The sequence below is a fragment of the Arcobacter defluvii genome (assembly GCF_013201725.1).
GTDB lineage: Bacteria > Campylobacterota > Campylobacteria > Campylobacterales > Arcobacteraceae > Aliarcobacter > Aliarcobacter defluvii.
Genome location: NZ_CP053835.1, coordinates 2,812,697 through 2,833,212, shown reverse-complemented (window position 1 = coordinate 2,833,212; position 20,516 = coordinate 2,812,697). Strand labels below are relative to the sequence as shown.

Here is a 20,516-nt window from a genome sequence, read left to right as displayed (position 1 = left end):
TTTATTTGAAATGAGTCCATTCTAATACAGTCCCTTCTTGTATATCTTTTTCTAGCTTCATTCCTATAACTTTATCTTTGTCAAAAGGAGATATTCCATATCCTGGTCTTAACATATCCAAATCTTCTTTATTTATAATATCTCCTACCTTTAAATTTTTATTGACATGTAAAGATCTTGTAGCCCAATGCTTTTCTGGTACTTCATTTTGGGATAAAAATTTTCTTTGAGTTCCAAATGCTACTTCTAAATTTCTTATTTCAGTAACAAGATTTTTCATATCGTTTGGATCCATACTAAACCAGTGATCTGGACCATCTAAATTTTTATCGATGGTAAAATGTTTTTCTATAATTTTTGCTCCAAAACATACAGCTCCTAAAGAAGCAGTAATACCTAATGAATGGTCTGAAAATCCTATGATACACTCTGGGTACATCTGTTTTAAAGTTTTTATCACATTTAAATTCATATTTTCCATCTTAGATGGATAGTTTGCAATACAGTGCAATAGACACAAATCCGTGGTTCCACTTTTTTGTAACAATTCAATAGCCATATCCATCTCTGAAAGCGTACATTTTCCTGTAGACAAAAAAACTGGTTTTTCTGTAGCTCCAATAACCTCTATCATGTCTACATAATTTACATCTGATGAAGCTATTTTGTATATTGGATTATCAATTTCTTCTAAAAAGATAACTCCTTGTGTACTAAATGGAGTGGAGAAGCAAATAAGCCCTTTTGATTTTGCATAATTAAAGATCTCTTTGTGAAAATCTCTTTTTAAAGATATTCTATCAAATAGATTTTTTAAAGGTTCTCTTATGATACTCTCTTCATCTTTACCATAGCCTATAATGTCATCTTCATTTGACAATAATTCTTCTGTTGTATATGTTTGAAATTTAACTGCATCAACCCCACACTCTACTGCAGCATCTATACTTTTTTTTGCAAGTTCTAAATCTCCATTATGATTTGCTCCAACTTCTGCAACTATAAATGTAGGACTATCATTTGAGATTATTTTACTACCAATTTTTATCATAAACTCTCTCCATTTATTGAATTAATAACCTTTTCAATATTTTTTAAAGCACTTCCATCGATTATATTATAGGCATTTTTACAAACTTTATTTACATTATCTAAATTTAAATTTAATAAGTTTTCATAAGCTTCATCTATATTTCCTAAATCTGTAATCATATTTTTTTCTCCAAAACTTTTTACAATATATTCTAAATAGTTCCATCTCACAGCACTTGCAGGAACTCCTAAGCACATTGCTTCATATGTAGTCATTCCTCCAAGAGTTATTAATAAATCACTATTTAAAAGTAATTCAATCATATTTTTTGGGCTATCTATGTATTCTATATTGTTTTTTTTTATAGTTAAAATATTTTCTTTTCGATTTTTAGGCATAGCAGGACCTAGTACAATCTTATAATTATATTTAAAATCATTTATATTTTTAGCAAAATATTCAGTAAAAAAAGCAGGATCTGCTCCACCAAAACAAATTAGAATGTTTTTTATAGATTTGATATGCTTTAGTTTTTTTTTTCTATTTTTAATTACTTCATTTCCAACAATATAGTATTCGAATCCTCGATAAATTTTAAATCGATTATCAAAGAATTCATAGTCAAAACCATCAGTCACAAATAGAATATCAGGTTCAAAACCAGAATTTATTCCATTAAAATGTAAAATTTGTTTAGCTCCATTTTCTTTTAAAAATGAACTTAATTCTTTTTTTGGAGATACTAAATCGCTAATATAAATAAAAGATTTATATTTTGTAACTAATTCTAATGCTTCATTTAAATTATTTACTCTATAGATATTATTTATATCATATCTTCTGAAAATATTCTCATCACATTCAAAAATACCAATAACATCTTTAGTAATAGATAAATATTTTATTAATTCATATGATCTGGAAAGATTTCCTATTCCTAATTGGCTATTGCCTTTTGCATGTACTATTATCATAATAAGATTATACTATAATAAAGATTATTGATTTAAACAATTCTAAAATTAAATTACAAATAAAGGTGAATTATGACTCAAACTCAATTGGAATTACAAAATGCACTTACTACAACTTTTTTAGCTAATTTAGCTTTTTTAAGTGAATATGATAATGAACTTTATCATAGAATTGATGAGTTGTCACGCATGATAGAAAATGGAACTTATATAGAAAAATATGTATTAGAATTTATAATGGAAAATGGAGATTTTGATATATTTGATATATTGAATAATAAGTATCTTTATAATAGAAAAGCTAAAAAGATAAATGATGAACTTGTTAAAAAAATGGAAAAAGATAATAAAAATTCAATTTTTAATATAGAAGAACTTTTTACTATAAAAGAAGATAATAACATAAATATAGAAAATAGATTTAATATAGAAAATTTAGAACAGTCTTTATTGTTAACAAATAATCAAATGAAAGCTTATCAAAAAATCACAAAAGATTTCCCCAATGGTAATAAAAAAAGATTAAAAAAAGTTGAAAAACTTATTTTTGCAGGGACTTTATTAGGAAGACATATACCTAAAATTGCTAATAAATTAGATGCTAAATTGTATTTAGTTTTTGAAAGAAACTTAGAAATATTTAGACTTTCTTTATTTTGTGTTGATTATTCTGTTTTAGCAAAAAGAGGAGTAATCTTTTCTATTATGGATAAAAAAGAAGATGAAAAGAAAAAGATAGAACTTTTTTGTAATATTTATGAATTAGATAATTATCTAATAAAAGTATCGACAACAAATATAAATATAGGACAATTCATAGATCAGGTCTTATTAGAATTAATATCAAAAAAATCATCCATATATGATTATAATAGAAAAATGTACGTATATCTTAATCGAACAACAAAATATATTAGTGAGAGTTACAAGATATTAAATTTCAATGAAATAAATAAAAACTTTGACTTTTTTGAAGATAAACCAATTTTATATATAGCAGCAGGACCATCATTAGATGATAATTTAGAATGGATTCGAACAAATCAGAATAAATTCTTTATTGTAACAATTGGAGCAATTTATAAAAAATTAATTGAAAATGATATTGCCATTAATATGATAATAACTTTAGATGAGCAATTGTCTATATTAAATGATTTACAATTTGATGATGAAAGTATAAATAAGATTTCTTCAAATACAATAATATTAGCTTCAACGATGACTCATGAAAGAGTATTAAAAAAATTTAATCAAAAGAATCTTTTTTTATATGAAGTTTTTCATTCATTAATTCAAGACAATATAGCTTTTAATGGACCAAGTGTAGGAGAGGTTACATTGGATATATTAATAAAAATGAATGCAAAAAATATTTATTTAATAGGTTTAGATATGGCATTAAATCAGAATACAGGATTAACTCATTCAGAAAATAGTAATTCTGGAATTGATAGTTTCCATTTATATTCAAGTGAAGATAGAAATACTTTTGGACTAAGAAAAAATATTTTAAAAGTTAAGGGTAATTTTTTAGATGAAGTCTTTACAACAGCACTTTTTAATACTAGCATAAATTTTTTGGAAAAATATATTTTATCTACAAAAAATATAAGTACAAATATATATAATCTTTCAATCCATGGAGCTTACTTTGTTTCAACGATTCCATTAAAAATTACTGATTCTAGATTAAAAGAATTAGAAAAACTTAATTTAAATACTGATAAATTGATTGCTTCTTTAAATGAATATTCAATAATAAATTTAAATGATAAGAATAAAGATATTTTTAAATTACATTTGGACTTTTTAAATAATAAGATTGAACAAAAAATTTTAGAATTTGAAAATTATGAAATTAGATTCTTTGATGATTTTTTATCTTTAGTTGTAGATTTTATAAATATTTTTTATAAACAAAAAGATTTTGTTTTTTTTGATATTTTAACAAATTATTATAATATTATTTTTCCATATTTAAATTATTGTTTTAACGATGAAAGAATAAAAGAAGAAACTAAAAAAACAAAAATAATACAAAAAATTTTTCTAGAACAAATAAGTGATTTAGTAAAAGATTATATAATTTTTTTAGAAAGAGTTATAAAATAGAGAGAAGGAAGATTGTTTTCAATCTTCCTTTATTTAATATTTAAAATTATTGTAATAATCTTAAAACATTTTGTTGAACAGCATTAGCTTGACTGATTGCATAAGAACCAGCTTGAGAAATGATGTTTTGTTTGTTGAAGTTTGCAGACTCTTGTGCATAATCAACATCTCTAATGATAGATTCAGCAGCTTTTACATTAGTTGCTTGAGTCATTAAGTTTCTAACCGCAGATTCAACTTGGTTTTGAGTAGAACCTATATTTCCTCTATACCCATTTAGTGTTGTAATCGCATTATCAATTGTCGTTTGCTCACTACTAGCTAATGCTAGTGTTAAACTTCCACTAGTAGTAAGTGCAGTTAGAGAAGTTAGACTTAATCCTGTTGTATTTGACTGAACAGCTTCATTTGTTATTATATCTGCAGCTTTTTCCCCTACTTGGAATTCTAAAGCTGTAGACGCAGCATTTCCTGCACTTCCCGCACCACTTTGTAAAAGATATGTACCATTATAGTTTGTTTGCCCAGCAATATTATCTAACTGCGTTAAAAGTTTACTAATATCTTTTCTAATAGACTCTCTACCATCATCTGAAGTAGTTGCTGTATTAGCTTGAATTAATTTAGATTTAATTGTATCTAAGATGTTTGATTGCTCTGCCATTGATTTATCTGCAATTTGCAGTAATGAAACAGCAGAGTTACCATTAGAGATACCTTGGTTAATTGAAGTTGCTTGAGTTCTTAACTTATCAGCGATTGCTAAACCAGAAGCATCATCAGAAGCTTTGTTAATTCTAAGACCAGTAGAAAGTTTCTCTAATGAACTTGTAATAGTTTTAGTTGTATTTTGTGCAGCTTCTTGAGCTGTTAAAGATGAAACGTTAGTATTAATTCTCATAATAAATCCTTTTTGATTATGACACATTGTGATAAGAGTTTATCACAGCCTTAAACGTTCTTGTTCCTTATAAAAGTAGCAAGCATAAAGAGAAAATTTTTCTCTTTTCGGATTCTCTTGAACCCTAAAGTTATAAGAGAATTATTGTATAACATTTCTTAAAATTAGATTAAATTATCGACCATTTGTAAAAAGGTATGATTTTTATTTTTATACCATTTTCTATTAGTTCATCTTCACTATCAAAAGTGATTATTGTTCCACTTTTTAGATCAAAATTTTTACAAGCTTCAATTAAACCTTTTATTTCTTTACTTTTTGTATTTTCATCACTCATATCAAATGTCACTTGAATAACATCACTGATAGTGTTTTTATCAAATACCAAAAAGTCACATTCACTTTTAGAAGTTCTATAATAGTAAATATCAAACTCTTTCCTTTTCAACTCTAAAAATACAGCATTTTCAAGTGATTTTCCAATATCATCAGAAAATCTAAATTCTGTTGCATTATTTAATCCAATATCTATACTATAAATTTTTTTTTCTCCCAATTCTTTGTTTATTAAAGAATTGTCATATTTTTGTAAAGTCAATGCTAAATATATATTTTGAACATATTCTAAAAACTCATATAGAGTATTTTTACCTATTTTAATTCCACTTGATTTTAATTCATTAAAGATTTTATTAATTGAAATTTGTTTTGTACTTGATGATATTATTCGTTTTAGAAAAAACTTTAAAGCTACAGTATTTGTTATGTTGTATCTCTCGGCTAAGTCTTTATATAAAAGTACATTAAAATATTCTTGTAAAGTTTTATTTGCATAAATCTCTTCTAAAAATAGAATTTCAGGGAAAGAGCCATTTTTCAGAAAACTTTCTTGGGCATTTTTTATAAAGGCTAAACTTTTTGATGAATAAAAATCTACTTCTATATCTTTAAAAGATAAATATTCTTTAAAAGAGAGAGGAAATATCTCAAAGTTTAAAGTTCTTCCTCTTAGACTAGTTGCAATTTCAGAACTTAGAAGTTTTGAGTTAGAACCTGTAATAAAAATATTTTTACTAATAGTGTCATACATTCTTCGAATAAATTTTTCCCAATTAGGAATATTTTGAATTTCATCAAAGAAAAAATAACACTCACTTAGTTTATATGATGGATACAATTCCATATAAGCTTGTAATATTAAATCTAATTCATCACTATTTAACTCAAATCTTTCATCTTCAAAATTCAAAAATAGTATTTTTGTTTTTTCTATTTTTTCGATAAGTTGATTTATCATGTGATAAAAAATTGAAGTTTTACCACATCTTCTTACACCAATTAAGGTAATTATTTTTTTTGTATCAATTGGTGGTTGTATATTTCTAGGTTTTACATCAAAATTTTCACTTAAATGAAAATCTCTGATAATCTGTTTTAGTAGTTGTTTCTTTTTCATAAAGAAGATTTTATAGTTTTTTTTCTTTGTAAGGAATAAAATAAAATACTTTTAGAAGATTTTTTAATGCTTTGAAGTTATAGGGCTTGAAACAAGTTTCAAGTTCCTATTTTCTTTTCAAAATCACACCACTTTCAATATGATTTGTAAAAGCAAACTGGTCGAATAGTGCAAATCTTACGATTTCATGTGTTTTTGTTAGCTCTTCTAAGTCTCTATGTAAAGTTTCTGGATTACATGAAATATAGATAATATTAGAAAAATCTTTTGCTAATGCTCTTGTTGTATCATCAAGACCTGAACGCGGTGGGTCCATAAAAATAGTATCAAATTCATAATCATCTAAATTTATATCTTTTAATCTATTGAAAACTCTTACTTTATTTAGTCCTTGTACAAACTCTTCGGCACTCATACGTATAAAACTAATAGTTGAAATATTATTTAATTTACAGTTTCTCAAAGCTGATTTTATAGAAGTTTTTGAAATTTCTGTGGCTAAAACTTTTCTAAATTTTGTAGATAAGGGTATTGTAAAATTTCCACCACCACAATATAACTCACATAAATCTTTTGTTGAAGCTTGAGTGTTATTTAAAACCCATTGAATCATTTGGATATTTACTTTTGTATTTGGTTGAGTGAAACCATTTTCTTCATAAGCAAAAAAGAAATCTTGATTAGTGATATTTAAAGTTTCATTTATGTAGTCATTTGTTAAAACAATTTTTTGTTTTCTACTTCTTCCTATGATTTTTATATTTAATGCTGACTCAATTTCTTTTGCTTTTGTTATCCAATTCTCTTCAAGTTTTTTATGATAAATCAAAGTTACTAACATATCATTTGTTGAACTTCCTAAAAATTCAACGGCAAAAAGTTTATAAGAGAGTTCTAAATCACTTTCTAACTTTGTTATAAGTTTTGGCATAAGCTCTTTTATATGAGGGCTTACCATTTCACATGAATCAATTTTTAAAATATTTTTTTTGAAGTCATTCATAGCATAAGATAAAATCTCATTTCCCTCTGCATCTTTTTCCCACCAAATTCTAAACTCTGCACGATTTCTAAAATTTGACTCACTACTTTTGATAATATCAAATTCCATTGTTGTAAAGTTAGAAAATCTCTCTTTTTTCCTTTGAATTTTGTAGTTTAGTTGTTCTTCATAAGTTTTATCAAAAAGTGTACAAGATGCACAAATACCAAAATATTTACAATTCATTATGTTCCTTAAAATTAGATTCCCTAATTTTAAGGGAACCAATATTGTTTTATCTACTTTTTCACACAAAAATAAATTTTGTTAAAAGTAGCAAAATCCTAAAGAGTGCAACGAGTTGCACTTAAGATCTTTGTTTAATCTGATATTATATTCTATTGTATATAATACGCCTATGAAAGAAAATTGGCAAGAACAACTACAAACCTTATTAAACTGTGATTTAAAAACTTTATATCCATTAGCAAGAAGTCTAAATCGAAAACTAGAGTTTTATGTAGGTCCTACAAATAGTGGGAAAACATATAATGCAATGCAAAAATTAAAAGAGGCAAATTCTGGACTTTATTTAGCACCTTTACGACTTTTAGCACTAGAAGGTTATGAGGATTTAAAAGAATCAAAAATAAATGCTTCACTTATTACTGGTGAAGAACAAATGTTAGATGAAGAAGCTGCACATGTTTGTTCAACTATTGAAATGTTAGATTTTGACTTAGATGTTGATGTTGCTGTTATTGATGAAGTTCAAATGCTAGAAGACCCTGATAGAGGTTGGGCATGGGTAAATGCTATTATTGGATGTCCTGCAAAAAAAATCATTATGACAGGAAGTGTAAATGCTCTTGATGCTATAAAAAGAATTGCAACTTATTTGGGTGAAGAATTAGAAATCATAAAACATCAAAGAAAAAATGAGTTAAAAGTTTTACCAAAATGGACTTCTTTAGAAAAACTTGAAGATGGAACAGCATTGATTGCTTTTTCAAGAAGTGATGTTTTAAAATTAAAACAAAAATTGCAAAAGAAATATTCTGTTTCTGTTATTTATGGAAATTTATCTCCTGAAGTAAGACGTGATGAAGCAAAAAGATTTAGAGAGAAAAAAACACAAATTCTAATTGCAACAGATGCAATTGCAATGGGATTAAATCTTCCAATTAAAACTATTTTATTTACAACAGATGAAAAATTTGATGGAAAGAGTAGAAGAAAAATAACAGTTAATGAAATAGTACAAATAGCTGGTCGAGCAGGAAGATATGGACATTTTGAAGCTGGATATTTAGGTGCAACAAGAAGAGATGTTTTAGCTTATATAGCTCAAGAATTTGAATCTCCAATTAGAACTATAAAACCGCCATTTAAAGTAAAAATAAATAACAATCAACTAGAAAGCTTAGCAAGTCATATAAAAACTAATTCTTTAACAAAAGTATTAAAATTTTTTGCAGATAATATGTATTTTTCAGGACCTTTTAGAGCTGCTAATATTTCATCTATGCTTGAAGCTGCAAAGATAGTTGATACAAGATTTAATTTAAAACTTGAAGATAAATATCTTCTTGCACAAGCTCCAATCACTACAAAATCAACAATTATTTTACAAGCTTATGAATCATATATTGCAAGCGTGATTAAAAAAAGAGTTTGTCATTATAAACCTTCAATTACACTACCCAAAAAAGCAATCACTCAAAAGGATTTGCTTTTAGTAGAAGATGAGGTTAAAAAAATCTCTTTATATTTATGGCTTTCATATAAAATGCCTGAACTTTTCCCAGACCATGATAAAGCTTATATTTTAAGAAATTCGTTTAATAGTTTTATTGAAAAATCTTTAAAAGGAAATTTGATTGAAGAAGATAATTCTGAAAAATCATATCCTAAAAAAAGATTTACAAAAGAGAAAAAAGAAAATAATATGAAAAAAAATTATAAACCAAGAAGTAGAAAAACAATTTAATAAAAAATTAGCTAAAATGTAAAGTTTAATAAAAGTTGCAAAGATATAAAGGAATATTTTAGTGTTTAATTTTTTTAAGGTAAATGAAGACCTTTTTTATAAAGAGTTATTCTCTGAAAATTTAGATGTTAGCAAAATTCAAAGATACATAAATAGAGGAATTGATTTAAATAAAAAAGATGAAAAAGGGCGTTCTATACTTTTTTCATTAGTTGCTAAGAAAAAATTAGATGCAATTAAAATTTTATTGTTAAATGGTGCAAATATAAATTTAGAAGATACTTATGGAAAAACTGTTTTAGATGAAGCTTGTGAAAGATCTGACGGTATGATGGTTAGATTTTTAATTGAAAATGGTTTTAATATAAATAGAAAAAATAGTTCAGGTAGAACAATTTTACAAGATATTGCTTTACTTGGCAATCAAAAAATGTTCCAAATCTTAATGACATATAATCCTGATTTTGATATAAAAGATAGTTATGGAAAAACCGTTTTATTTGATGCTGTTGAAGGTGAAAATTTAACTATTTTAAAAGATGTTGTAAATAACTTAGACAGTTTAAATACATTGGATGAAAATCATCAAACCGCACTTTTCAGGGCAGTTTTAAAAGATGATATAAATATATCTTCAACTTTGATTTTAAATGGTATCAATGTAAATTTTTTAGATAAAGATGGACAGAATGTTCTTTTTAATGCTATTTTACAAGGGGCTAAAAATATACCTTTAATAGAACTTCTTGCTAAAAAAAATATAAATATGAATATTGTCGATAATCATAATAAAAATATTATTGATGAACTTTTACATATTGTTGATTTACAAAAAAATGGACCTAAAGATTTAGAAGGTAAATATAAATTAATTACTCCTGATAAGGATTATTTACCTTTAGCACTTTTATTTATAGATAACGGTTTAGAAATTGATAAAATTCATGAAGATGGAAAAACAACACTCCAAAGAGAAATAGAAAATAAGAATTTTTCAAATGCAGAATTTTTAGTAAATTGTGGTGCAAATGTAAATGTAAGTGATGAAAATAATAAAAATATCATTTACAAAGAGATTTTAAAAGGTTATTCAAACTACAAAATGATGGATTTCTTAGTATTAAAAGGTGCAAATCTTGATGCTAGAGATTTAGATGAAAAAAGTGTAGTTGATGATATCGTAGAAATTATTGCAATTAATAAAGGTTTTAAAAAACCAAATCCTCAATTAACACTTTATATAAAAGAAGATGAAAAGTATGATGTTTTACTTAAAAAAGTACTAACCTATCGACCAAATATTGAAACACAGAGATTAGATGGAAAAAATATTTTATTTGATTTAGTTTTATATAATGATTTTGATACATTAAGAACAATTATAAATTATGGTGTAAATTTAAATATTTCAGATAAACATGGTTGTACACCTTTGATGTATATGGTTGAAGAAGGATTGAAACTAAAAGATAAAAAAGATAGAGAAGCTTTTGTTGAAAGATTAGTAAATTTCTTAAAATATAGAATAAACATTGATATTCAAGATAATGATGGAAGAACAGTTATTCATAAAGCTGTAATTGCAAATGATTTAACAGTTGTTGAAAAATTGCTTACAAAAAAAGCAGATTTAACGATTAAAGATATTCATGGAAGAACAGCACTTCATCATACTCAATGGCATGGGAATTATAAAATTGCACGTTGGTTAATTGCTGCTGGTGCAGATATGAATCAACCAGATAATTCAGGTTTTACTTTACTTAATTATGCGGCAATTTTTGGACATGCAAGATTGGTTGTAGCATTGGTGGCTTCTGGAGTTTTAATGTATAATAGAAATCCAAAAAATAGAAAAGTTGCACAATTTTTCAAAGATAGACAGAAAAATTTAGATAAATTGGTAAGTGCAAATATAAGTGATACAAAAATGAAAAATGCTTTAGAAGAAGTTGTAGAAAATTTAAAAAAAGAGATAAATGAAGCTTTAGTTTAAGAAGGAAAAGAATGTTTAATAAATCAATAATTATACTTGCTGCTGGGCAAGGTACAAGAATGAAATCAGATACTCCAAAGGTATTACATAAGATTTCTGGAAAACCAATGTTATATTATTCAATAAAAGAGGCTTTAAAATTAAGTGATGATATTACAGTGGTTTTATTCCATCAATTTGAAAAGGTAAAAGCAGAGATTGAAAAATATTTTTCAAATATAAATTTTGTAATTCAAGACCATAAAAATTATCCTGGAACTGGTGGAGCAGTTATGGGAATAACTCCAAAATATGAAAAAGTTTTGGTTTTAAATGGTGATATGCCACTTATTCAAGCAAGTGAATTAGAAAAATTTGAAATAAATGCAACTATTGTAATGTCAGTTTTAGAGTTAGATAGCGCAGATGGATATGGAAGAGTAATTATTGAAAATGGAAATGTTAAAAAAATAGTTGAACAAAAAGATGCAACACCTGAAGAGTTAGCAATAACAACTGCAAATGCAGGAATTTATCAATTTGAAACAAAATTTTTACTTGAAAATCTTCCAAAATTAAACAATAACAATGCTCAAAAAGAGTATTACATCACTGATTTAGTGGAAATGGCAATTTCTCAAGGAAAAGTTTTAAAACCACTTGTTGTAAATGAAGAAAATTTTAAAGGTGTAAATTCAAAAGTTGAATTAGCTGATGCTGAAGTGATTCATCAAAATAGAATTAAAAAAGAGTTTATGAAAGCTGGCGTAATCATGAGATTACCTGATACTATTTATATAGAAGATGGTGTGCAAATTGAGGGTGAATCTATTATTGAAAATGGTGTTTCACTTCTAGGAAATTCAAAAATTATAAACTCACATATTAAAACAAACAGTGTTGTTGAAGACTCAATTGTAAAAGATAGCGATGTTGGACCAATGGGACGAATACGACCAGGAAGTGAACTTAATAAAACTCACATAGGAAATTTTGTTGAAACAAAAAAAGCTATTTTGAATGGTGTAAAAGCTGGACACCTTTCATATCTTGGAGATTGTTCTATTGATGAGGGAACAAATATTGGTTGTGGAACAATTACTTGTAATTACGATGGAGTTAATAAACATCAAACAATTATTGGTAAAAATGTATTTGTGGGAAGTGATACACAATTTGTGGCACCTGTAAATATTGAAGATGATGTTTTAATTGGTGCTGGCTCAACAGTAACTGGAAATGTAAAAAAAGGTGAGTTATATCTTACTCGTGCAAAAGCAAAAGTTATTGATGGTTACTTTTACAAACATTTTTCAAGTAAAAAGAAGTAAAAAATGCTTTTAAAAAATAAAAAAATATTAGTAGGAGTTTGTGGCTCAATTGCTATTTATAAAACTTTAGAGTTAATTAGACTTTATGTAAAAGCAGGTGCACAAGTTCGAGTTATTATGACCGAGGGTGCAAAGAAGTTTATAAATCCAATCACATTTGAAGCAATTTCACAAAATAAAGTTTTAGATGAAAGTAGTGAATGTTGGGATAAAAGTCAAGATTATAATCATATAGATATTGGAAAATGGTCTGACATTTTTGTAATTGCGCCAGCTAGTGCAAATACAATTAATGCTTTAGCAAATGGGTTTGGAACAAATCTTTTACTTCAAACTGCGCTTGCCTATCCAAGAATGAAACTAATAGCACCAGCAGCAAATACAAATATGCTAAAAAATCCAATTACACAAGCAAGTCTAAAAATGTTAAAGCTTTGTAATTATGAGATTGTTTCATCACAAACAAAAGAGTTAGTTTGTAAAGATGTTGGTGATGGAGCAATGGCTGAGCCAACTGATATTTTTGATGTTACTTGTAAAGAACTTTTAAAAGATGAGTATTGGATAAATAGAAGAGTTGTTTTAAGTGGTGGTGGAACGGTTGAAAAGATAGACGATGTTAGATATATTTCAAATTTTTCATCTGGGAAAATGGCTTCAAGTTTGGCTAAAGCTTTGTATTATAAAGGTGCAGATGTCTGCTTGGTTAGCACACGAGGTTATGAAAATTTACCAAAAGATATTCACCTAATAAAAGTTCAAAGCTCAAATGAAATGTATGAATATTTAGTTGATTCAATAAGAGTTGCTAAAAAAGGAGTTCTTACAAAACCTACTTTGATGGATAATTCAACTCCTACTTTGATTATGAAGCGACCATTTTTATTTATGGTAGCTGCTGTTAGTGATTACTTACCCTCTTATCCACAAGAAGGGAAACTAAAAAAAGAGTTAATAGGAACACTATGGAATTTAGAGTTAAAACAAAATATGGATATTTTAAAATCACTTGATAAAGAAGAGATTGTTTCTATTGGATTTAAAGCAGAGATGGATGAAACTACAGCAATGAATAGTGCTACAAAAATGCTTGAAAATAAAAATCTTGATGGTGTATGTTTAAATATTTTAAATGATGAAAATAGTTTTGGAAGTGATAATAATAATATAGAATTAATTTTAAAAAATAGTTCTTATGAATTTAAAGGTTCAAAATTAGATGTTTCTTTAGAAATTTTAGAAAATTTACAAAGAGAGTTTAGCCAATATGAATGATATAAAAATTCCATCTCATATAGCAATAATTATGGATGGAAATGGAAGATGGGCAACGGAACGAGGATTTAATAGAACAGCAGGTCACGAAGAAGGAGCTAAAACAGTTAGAAGAATCACTTCATATTGTGCAAAAATTGGCGTAAAATATCTAACTTTATATGCTTTTTCAACTGAAAATTGGGAAAGACCAAAACTTGAAGTAGAATTTTTGATGAAACTTCTTGATAGATATTTAAAAAATGAATTAAATGTTTATTTAGAAAATAATATAAGATTTAAAGCAATTGGAGATTTAAGTAAGTTTTCAAAGAATTTACAAAAAACGATAACTGAAACAGAAATAAAAACTTCAAATTGCACGGGTTTAACCCAAGTTTTAGCTTTAAATTATGGTTCAAAAGATGAAATTATTCGAGCTATTAAAAAGTTAAATGATTTAAATCTTGAAATAAATGAAAAAAATTTAGAATCTTGTCTTGATACAGCAGGTATGGGAGATGTTGATATTTTAATAAGAACAAGTGGAGAAATTAGACTTTCAAACTATCTTCTATGGCAAAATGCTTATGCAGAAATGTTTTTTACTCAAACTTATTGGCCTGATTTTACTGAATCTGAACTAGATGATATTTTAAGTGATTTTAGTAAAAGAGAGAGACGTTTTGGAGGTATTTAGTTTTATTTTTGGTATCTGTATAGGTTCTTTTTTAAATGTTTTAATCATAAAACTTCCTAAAAATGAATCTATATTTACAAAAACTAGAAGTAAATGCCCTTCATGTAATCATACAATTCTTTGGTATCATAATATCCCATTATTCTCTTATTTATTTTTAAAAGCTCATTGTGCTTATTGTGGAGTAAAAATCTCATTCCAATATTTTTTAGTTGAATTGTTAAGTGGAATTATTACTTTATTATTATTTTTAAAATTAGGATTAAATTTAGAATTTGTTTTTGTGATGATTTTATCTTATGTGTTAATTGTTTTATCTTTTATTGATTTAAAATACAAAGCAGTTCCTGATTATCTACTTTTAGTGGCTTTAATTTTGTCTTTTTTTGCCACAAATTTTTCTATGACAGAAGCTTTTTATAATGCTTTTTTATTTAGTGGAGCAGTTGTTTTACTAAATTTTGTAATAACTTTTTATATTCAAAATATAAAATCAAAACTTTTAAAAGATGAAAGTTTAAAAACGCAAGAAGCTTTAGGAGAAGGAGATATTCCAATCATTGCAATGATTGGAGTCATCCTTGGAGATGCAGGTGTATTTGCTATATTTTTAGCTGCTTTTTTTGCTATAATACCTGCAATCTATTCAAATATAATAAAAAAAGATATTCAAACTCCATTTATTCCTTATTTAGTTTTGGGATTTTATACTGAATATTTTTTTAATTTAAAAACATTTATAAAGGTCTTTTTTTGAAATTAAACCAGTATTTATATTCCCAGTTAGCAGTCACGTTTTTCCCTATTTTTTTAGGATTATTTTTTATCACATCAATTGTATTTTTAGTTAAAATTGCATCTTTAACATCAATCATTACTATAAATTTTATTGAATTATTTACTTTATATGCTTATGTTGTTCCTCAAATTATATTTTATACTATGCCAATATCTTTTTTTATTTCATTAGTTATAACTTTAGCAAAACTTGCAAGTGAGTATGAGCTGACTGTTATTACTTCTTTTGGATTAAATCCAATAAATATTTTAAAAATATTTTTACCTATTACGTTACTTTTATCAGCTTTACTCTTGATTGTTTCTGTTGGACTTATTCCTAAAACAAAATTTTTAACAAAACAGTTTTTGGATGTTAAAAAGAAAGAGGCAAATTTTAATATAAAAGCTAGTGAATTTGGACAAAAATTTGGTGATTGGCTTATTTATATTAGTGGTAAAGAAGATAAAGTTTATGAAAATGTAAAATTATTTAAAACAGAAGATAAAAAAGACCAATTTATTGTAAGTGATACAGCTATTTTAGATAATGACAAAGGAAGCTTAAGTTTTAAATTATTAAATGGAAAAGCTTTTATTATTGATGAAAATGAATTTAATCAAATTGATTATAAATCAATGTATATAAATGATTCAATAGCAGATAGTAAAATAGGAGTTTTTACAAATACCTATGAATATTGGAAAAATAATATAAAAAAGAATATTGATATTGATGATTTGACATTTTATATTTTAACTTCATTATTCCCTTTAGTTTCGCTATTTTTAGTAATAACTTTTGGATATTTTAATCCAAGATATGAAAAAAATAGAGCGATAGTTTATTCTCTTATTGCTGTTGTTTTATATTATGTTTTAATAAAAGCAATAGGTGATAAATTACTTTTACATACACTTTATATAATTCCAACTATTTGGCTTATAGGAACATATATTTTATATTCAAAAACAATCAAAAAAGAGTATTGATTTTTATGAATTTAAAATTTATTGTTGCTTATGATGGAAGTTCATATTTAGGAAGTCAAAAGCAACCCAATAAAAATACAATAGAAGATGAATTACTTAAAGCTTTTAAAACTCTAAATATTGATACTTCAATAGTTCTAAGTGGGCGAACAGATAAAGAAGTTCACGCAACAGGACAAGTTTTTAACTGTGTAATTCCAGATTTTTGGACAGATTTTTTTAAATTACAAGAAATTTTAAATAAAAGATTACCTAGTTCTATACAAATAAGACATATAGTAAAAGTAAATGAAGATTTCCATTCAAGATTTCATGCAAAAAAAAGAGTTTATAGATATATAATCACAACTAAACCAACAACACCTTTTAATGATAAATTTATTACTTTCGTAAAATCTGTAGATGAAAAACTTTTAAAAGAAGCAATAAAAGAGTTTATTGGTGTTTATGATTTTAAATATTTTCATAAAACAGGAAGTGATAAAGATGTTACAATAAGAGAAATTTTTGAAACAGCTTTTTATAAACATAAAGATATTTATGTTTTTAAATTTGTTGCAAACTCTTATTTGCGTTCTCAAATTAGATTAATGGTTGGATTTTTATTAGCAATTAATGATAAAAGATTGACTATCGAAGATTTGAAAAAACAGTTGAATTGTGAGAAAAATTTATTTAAAACTCCTATTAAGGCAAATGGATTATACCTAGCTAAAATAAAATACTAAGGGTTAAAATGTTTTTTAAGAAAAAGAAGTTTTATACACTTTTAGATATAAAAAATAAGATAATTTATACACCTTTAATATTTGTTTTATTTCTTTCTGTTATCTCATTTATCTCTATATTTTTGTTTTTAGAATATGAGAAAAAAAATAGGATAAATATTCTTATTCAAAATGAAAATTTTTATAAAAATGATGTTTTAAAAACTTATATTTCAAGTATAAAATATAATACAAGTGCAAATTTTGATGATATTGAAAATGATTTAAGTAATTCAATTTATGAGATTATTGGATTTATAAAAGCAAATCTAAAAGATGGAAAACCTTTTAATATGAGTTTTTTAGAACCATATCTAAATGAAGTAGAAAGACAAAGAAATATAAATTTTTTACTATTTGATAATATTAATTATAAATTATTACATGGTGAGAAATTATTAGAGAGTTTAACAGAACTTACAAATTCTGAAAATAAAACAGCGAAATTTAAATATTATATGTTACGAAATATTGAATATATTGGTGATAATAATTTAATGTATAGTGTTGATAATCAAAAAAGAAACATACAATTAAGTTTTATAAAATATATAGATTTTTTGAATATTTATATTGGAGCTTATTCAAAAATTGATGATATGAAAGTTCTTACAGAAAAAGCGATTTTTGATTCAATCATTGCAAAAAGTAAAACTTTAAATAACTCATATTTCTATTTTTATGATTTTCACGAAAATAGAGTTTTTAACTACAAAATGAGTGGAAAAATTGAAGATATAAAGGATATAAAAGATTTCGAAGAAAAAAGTGCAAATGATTTTTCATATACATTTCCTAAATATCAATATAAAATTTTTGTAAGAACAAGTGAAAAGAACCAAGAGTTAAAAAATATAAAAGAAGAATATGAAACAAAACTTGTTGGATTTTATCTTTTAGTTACATTTATTGCTTTATTACTTATTACTTCTTTTAATATTTTTGGAAAATTTATTAATACAATTTTTAATAGATACAACAAAAGATTAGAGAGAAAAAATTTCCTTTTTAAAAAATGGAAAGAGAGATATGAGCTTGCAATCATTGCTTCAAATGATGGTTTGTGGGATATGGACTTAGAAACAAATGAAATTTTCTTTTCAAATAAATGGCTTGAGATGTTTGGTTATAAAAGAAATGATATTCAAACTTTTGAAGAATGGTTGAGTTTAATACATAAAGATGATAAATTAAAAGTTATCAAGGAGTTTGAAAAACATATAAATAAACAAAGTGAGCATTTTATTTGTGAATACAGATTAAAAGACAAATGGAATAATTATAAATGGATTTTAGTTCGAGGAAAAGTTTTTAACTCAAATAGAGTTTTAATGATGTCAATGAATATTGATGATAGAGTAAAACTAACAAAAGAATTAAGAGATGTAGACCTTTTAACTGAACATGGAAGAATTGTAATTTTCAGATGGGAAAATGATGAAAATTTAACTGTCAAATTTGTTTCAAAAAGTATTAATGATTATGGTTATGAAGTAAATGATTTTGAAAATAAAAACAATTTTTTTAAATTTGTTTATAAAGATGATGTTAAACCATTAAAAGATGTTATTAAAAAAGCAGTAAAAGATGACAGCGATTCATTTAATTGTATTTTTAGAGTTATAGATAAACAAAGTAATATAAAATGGGTTTATACAAGAGCTATTTTAATCAAAGATGATTATTCAAATGTTATAGGTTTTTACGGTTATTTAAATGATATAACAAAACTTAAAATGAATGAAGAAGAGTTAAAACAAAAAATTGAAGAAGAAGTTGAAAAAAATCTTGAAAAAGATAGATTATTAGTTCAGCAAAATAAATTAGCTTCAATGGGTGAAATGCTTGGAAATATCGCTCATCAATGGCGACAACCACTAAATAATATAAATCTTTTGATTTATTATATACGAGATTCTTATGGATTGATTTCAAAAGATGAATTAAATGAAACAATTAAAAATGCAAAATTACAAATAGATTTTATGTCACAAACAATTGATGATTTTAGAAATTTTTATAAACCATCAAAAGAAAAAAAAGTCTTTAATATAAAAGATTCAATTATTCAAAGTTCAAAAATAGTGAAATCATCTTTGGAAAAAAATTCAATAGAATTGCTTATAGATGCAATAAATATTGAAATAGAAAACTATGAAAATGAGTTTGAACAAGTAATTGTAAATATTCTAAATAATGCAATTGATGCCAAAATTATAAAAGATAAAACTATAAAGTTTAAAGCAAGAATAGAAATAAAAATTTATAAAGAAAAAGAAAATATATTCATATCAATTTTTAATAATTGTGGAAATATAGATGAAACAATTATCGAAAGAATTTTTGAACCATATTTTACAACTAAATTTGAAAATCAAGGTACAGGAATTGGACTTTATATGACAAAAGTAATCATTGAAAAAAATATGAATGGTAAAATTGAAGCTGTAAATAAAGATGATGGAGTAGAGTTTTTAATAAAACTAAATGCTTAAAAGCAATTTTGATATAATCTATTTATAATACATAATAAAGAGAAAATATGCAGAAATTTAAAACAAAAGTTTTATTAGTAGAAGATGAAGAGTTAGCTAGAAAAACTTTAGCTTTTTATCTTAATACAATTTTTGATGAAGTTATTGTTGCTTGTGATGGAGCAGATGCCCTTGAAATTATTCAAAAAAGTTTTGATAATAAAGAGAACTTCGATTTAGTAATTACAGATTTAAATATGCCAAATATAAATGGCATGCAGATGATTGATGAAATATTAAAACTTATTCCAAATCAGAGATTTATCATTGTAAGTGCTCATAAAAATGAAGAAGATTTATTAAAGCTTATAAATTTAAGAGTAAGTGGATATTTTGTAAAACCTTTAAATATTGACAATATGATGGAAATGCTTCAAAAAGCAAAACAAGAAGTTCTTTTGGATAAACAACCAAAAGTTCTTAATGAAATAAGTAATTTAATTAAATTGAATAATAGTTATATGTATGATATGGAAACAAGTAAATTATATAACAATAATATAATTGTTAAATTATCAAAAAAAGAATCAGAAGTATTAGATGTATTGATAAAAAATATTGGAACATTAATCCCAATTGAACGATTTAAAAAAGAAATTTGGAATGATATTTCAATAAATGATTCATCTTTTAGAACAGTAATGAAAAGATTAAAAGATAAAATAAAAGATAATGATTTTATTATTTCTCATAAAGGTTATGGATATATAATAGAAAAAGTGTTATTGAAGTAA

The 20,516-nt window shown here is 25.0% G+C and carries 16 protein-coding genes; 11 read left to right on the top strand and 5 right to left on the bottom strand.

Annotation, left to right across the window (positions count from 1 at the left end):
- Position 1 precedes the first annotated feature (1 nt).
- Together ADFLV_RS14165 and ADFLV_RS14160 are read right to left on the bottom strand one after the other, a co-directional pair.
- Positions 2–1,051: an N-acetylneuraminate synthase family protein gene (locus tag ADFLV_RS14165; protein ID WP_129010773.1), complete on the bottom strand. Its 1,050-nt coding sequence runs from the start codon at positions 1,049–1,051 to the stop codon at positions 2–4.
- A complete protein-coding gene (locus ADFLV_RS14160; RefSeq protein WP_129010775.1) occupies positions 1,048–2,007 on the bottom strand; it encodes a hypothetical protein in 960 nt (319 codons plus the stop codon). Before ADFLV_RS14160 ends, ADFLV_RS14165 begins: the two co-directional genes overlap by 4 nt.
- Positions 2,008–2,079: 72 nt before the next feature.
- Between ADFLV_RS14160 and ADFLV_RS14155 the strand changes: the two genes are divergently transcribed.
- Positions 2,080–4,122 carry a 6-hydroxymethylpterin diphosphokinase MptE-like protein gene (locus ADFLV_RS14155; protein ID WP_129010777.1) on the top strand — a complete coding sequence of 681 codons (2,043 nt, stop codon included), beginning with the start codon at positions 2,080–2,082 and terminating at the stop codon, positions 4,120–4,122.
- Between the two features lie 46 nt (positions 4,123–4,168).
- Here the strand turns inward: ADFLV_RS14155 and ADFLV_RS14150 are convergent, their stop codons facing one another.
- The 3 genes from ADFLV_RS14150 to trmA all read right to left on the bottom strand — a co-directional run bounded on the left by ADFLV_RS14150 (position 4,169) and on the right by trmA (position 7,707).
- Positions 4,169–5,023, bottom strand: coding sequence for a flagellin N-terminal helical domain-containing protein (locus ADFLV_RS14150; protein WP_129010778.1), 855 nt, complete (start codon positions 5,021–5,023; stop codon positions 4,169–4,171).
- Between the two features lie 169 nt (positions 5,024–5,192).
- Positions 5,193–6,479: an ATP-binding protein gene (locus ADFLV_RS14145; RefSeq protein ID WP_129010780.1), complete on the bottom strand. Its 1,287-nt coding sequence runs from the start codon at positions 6,477–6,479 to the stop codon at positions 5,193–5,195.
- Between the two features lie 106 nt (positions 6,480–6,585).
- Positions 6,586–7,707, bottom strand: a complete 1,122-nt coding sequence (gene trmA, locus ADFLV_RS14140; RefSeq protein WP_129010782.1) for a tRNA (uridine(54)-C5)-methyltransferase TrmA — start codon at positions 7,705–7,707, stop codon at positions 6,586–6,588.
- Positions 7,708–7,879: 172 nt separating this feature from the next.
- Here trmA and ADFLV_RS14135 point away from each other — a divergent pair, with 172 nt between their 5' ends.
- The 10 genes from ADFLV_RS14135 (at position 7,880) to ADFLV_RS14090 (ending at position 20,516) form a co-directional block, all read left to right on the top strand.
- Complete coding sequence (locus ADFLV_RS14135; RefSeq protein WP_014475381.1) at positions 7,880–9,451, top strand: helicase-related protein; 1,572 nt, start codon at positions 7,880–7,882, stop codon at positions 9,449–9,451.
- 61 nt (positions 9,452–9,512) lie between these two features.
- Positions 9,513–11,447 (top strand): ankyrin repeat domain-containing protein, encoded by a 1,935-nt coding sequence (locus ADFLV_RS14130; RefSeq protein WP_129010784.1) that lies wholly within the window; start codon positions 9,513–9,515, stop codon positions 11,445–11,447.
- 11 nt (positions 11,448–11,458) lie between these two features.
- Complete coding sequence (gene glmU / locus ADFLV_RS14125; protein ID WP_129010786.1) at positions 11,459–12,757, top strand: bifunctional UDP-N-acetylglucosamine diphosphorylase/glucosamine-1-phosphate N-acetyltransferase GlmU; 1,299 nt, start codon at positions 11,459–11,461, stop codon at positions 12,755–12,757.
- A gap of 3 nt (positions 12,758–12,760) precedes the next feature.
- Positions 12,761–14,032, top strand: coding sequence for a bifunctional phosphopantothenoylcysteine decarboxylase/phosphopantothenate--cysteine ligase CoaBC (gene coaBC / locus ADFLV_RS14120; RefSeq protein WP_129010788.1), 1,272 nt, complete (start codon positions 12,761–12,763; stop codon positions 14,030–14,032).
- The gene (locus ADFLV_RS14115; RefSeq protein WP_129010790.1) at positions 14,025–14,711 is read left to right on the top strand and encodes a di-trans,poly-cis-decaprenylcistransferase; all 687 of its coding nucleotides are present in this window, start codon (positions 14,025–14,027) and stop codon (positions 14,709–14,711) included. The genes coaBC and ADFLV_RS14115 overlap by 8 nt, the downstream gene beginning before the upstream one ends.
- Positions 14,698–15,468: a prepilin peptidase gene (locus ADFLV_RS14110; RefSeq protein WP_129010792.1), complete on the top strand. Its 771-nt coding sequence runs from the start codon at positions 14,698–14,700 to the stop codon at positions 15,466–15,468. The genes ADFLV_RS14115 and ADFLV_RS14110 overlap by 14 nt, the downstream gene beginning before the upstream one ends.
- A complete protein-coding gene (locus ADFLV_RS14105) occupies positions 15,465–16,481 on the top strand; it encodes an LptF/LptG family permease (RefSeq protein WP_041654932.1) in 1,017 nt (338 codons plus the stop codon). The genes ADFLV_RS14110 and ADFLV_RS14105 overlap by 4 nt, the downstream gene beginning before the upstream one ends.
- A gap of 5 nt (positions 16,482–16,486) precedes the next feature.
- On the top strand, positions 16,487–17,209 hold the full coding sequence (gene truA / locus ADFLV_RS14100) for a tRNA pseudouridine(38-40) synthase TruA (RefSeq protein WP_129010793.1): 723 nt from the start codon (positions 16,487–16,489) through the stop codon (positions 17,207–17,209).
- 8 nt (positions 17,210–17,217) lie between these two features.
- Positions 17,218–19,743 carry a PAS domain-containing sensor histidine kinase gene (locus tag ADFLV_RS14095; protein ID WP_129010794.1) on the top strand — a complete coding sequence of 842 codons (2,526 nt, stop codon included), beginning with the start codon at positions 17,218–17,220 and terminating at the stop codon, positions 19,741–19,743.
- A gap of 47 nt (positions 19,744–19,790) precedes the next feature.
- Positions 19,791–20,516, top strand: coding sequence for a response regulator transcription factor (locus ADFLV_RS14090; protein WP_014475372.1), 726 nt, complete (start codon positions 19,791–19,793; stop codon positions 20,514–20,516).